The 2325-nt window shown below is 42.8% G+C and carries 2 protein-coding genes; both read left to right on the plus strand.

What is annotated here, in order from left to right; translation table 11 throughout:
* On the plus strand, positions 1–318 hold a 318-nt coding region (locus WBN20_RS06485; RefSeq protein ID WP_424281123.1), incomplete at its 5' end, for a carboxylesterase family protein.
* Between the two features lie 22 nt (positions 319–340).
* Positions 341–2325: glycoside hydrolase family 3 protein (locus WBN20_RS06490; RefSeq protein WP_424281124.1), on the plus strand; the 1985-nt coding region annotated here is incomplete at its 3' end.

Raw genomic sequence — 2325 nt, forward strand, 5'->3', positions numbered from 1 at the left:
ATGTATCTTTTTACCTGGCAGTCCCCGGTTTGGGATGGTAAATATAAATCTTTACACTGCATGGAACTGCGCTTTGTTTTTGATAATATTGAGAGGGGTAAAAATATGACAGGTGGCGGACAAGCGGCTCATGCTTTAGCTGAGAAAGTTAGCAACGCCTGGATCAGTTTTGCCAGAACTGGAAATCCGAACCACGAAGGTATTCCTGAGTGGCCGGCATATACTCCTACCAATACGGCTACCATGCATTTGGATAACACTTGCGAAGTAAAACCACAATTGGACAAGGATTTGTTCGAAATAGTAAGTAACAAATAAAAAGCGCGTAATTAATAAAAAAATGGAAATACAAGAAAAAGCATTTATTACATTTTGTTATGTCATAGTTTTACTTTCTATGGCTTGTAGCCCGAAATTTACAGAGGAAGACAAAGGTGATTTTACACTGATAAAAAATGAAGGAGGAAAAGTATTGGGTTATAGCCCTAATTCTGGTATGAAACTTTTAAATGTTGATCGCTATGCCTTTAAAGATTTAAGCCGGGATGGAAAATTAGATGCATATGAGGATTGGCGATTGCCCGCAGAAAAGCGGGCCCATGACCTGGCCGGGAAAATGTCTTTAGAACAAATTGCCGGTTTGATGCTTTACAGTGGTCATCAATCCATTCCGGCGGGTGGTAATAGATTTTTTGGGCCTGCAACCTATGGTGGTAAAGCATTTGCTGAAAGTGGTGCGGCACCAAGTGACCTTTCGGATGCACAGCTTAAATTTCTGGAGGAAGACAATCTCCGCCATGTGCTCATCACGAGTGTGCAATCTCCTGGAATTGCCGCTAAATGGAATAACAATTCACAGGCGATGGTGGAAAAAATAGGATTAGGAATCCCAATTAATACAAGTTCGGACCCGCGCCATGGCAGCGATTCATATGCAGAATTCAATGCAGGTGCCGGAGGAACCATATCAATGTGGCCTGGAACTTTGGGAATTGCTGCTTCTTTTGATCCTCAATTAATGTTTCAATTTGGGGAAATTGGTTCCAAAGAATACAGGGCGCTCGGCATTGCTACTTCTTTATCTCCACAGATAGATTTGGGTACGGAACCCCGTTGGAGCCGATTTGATGGTACCATGGGGGAAGACCCGGATTTAGCTACGGATATGGCCAGGGCTTATGTAGACGGATTTCAGTCCTCCGACAATGGAGTTGGTTGGGGGTATCAAAGTGTAAATGCCATGGTAAAACACTGGCCGGGCGGAGGTCCTGAAGAAGGCGGACGAGACGGTCATTTTGGCTATGGTGCCTATGCGGTATACCCTGGAAATAACCTGAAAGATCATTTACAGCCATTTACTGAAGGTGCCTTTAAATTAGAAGGGCCAACCAAGATGGCTTCTGCCCTAATGCCTTATTATACCATCTCTGATGGTCAGGATATTGAGAATGGTGATAAAGTAGGCAATGGCTTTAACAAGTATCTTATTACTGATCTTTTAAGGGGCGAATATGGTTTTGATGGTGTGGTTTGTACAGACTGGGGTATTACCCGCGATGTAAGCGCTGTAGATTTATTTGAAGGGAAAAGTTTGGGTGTTGAGACTATGACCGTAGCCGAACGCCATTATAAGGTGATTGAAGCCGGTGTAGACCAATTTGGTGGCAACAACGATATGCTCCCTATTCTTGACGCCTATAAAATAGGGGTTGCCGAACATGGGGAAGACTATATGAGAAACCGATTTGAAGAGTCTGCGATAAGATTGTTAATGAACATTTTCAGGGTAGGACTTTTTGAGAATCCCTATTTGGATGTCGCAGAAACGGAAAAAATTGTGGGAAATGCAGAATTTATGAAGGCCGGATATGAAGCGCAATTACGTTCAATTGTAATGTTAAAAAATCATCAGAATACATTACCCATAAAAACACGGCAAAAAGTGTATGTTCCTCAAAGGTTTATTGCGGCGAGCAGGAATTGGTTTGGAAGGGAGACCCCTGAAAAGCTGGAACACCCTTTTAATATGGAAGTCATTAAAAAGTATTTTGAAGTAGTTGGGAATCCGGAAGAAGCAGATTTTGCTTTGGTGGGTATAACAAGTCCAAACGGTGGTGTTGGGTATAACCGGGAAGATTTATCAAAAGGAGGTAATGGTTATGTGCCTATTAGCCTGCAATACGGGCCTTATACCGCATATGATGCCCGGGAAACCAGTCTTGCAGGAGGAAGTCCTCTTGAAGATTTTACCAACCGGACCTACAAGGGAAAAACTGTGACGGCGCCCAATATACATGATATGAATTTGGTGAAGGAAACCAAATC

Origin of the sequence: Eudoraea sp. (assembly GCF_049665975.1) — a bacterium.
GTDB lineage: Bacteria > Bacteroidota > Bacteroidia > Flavobacteriales > Flavobacteriaceae > Eudoraea.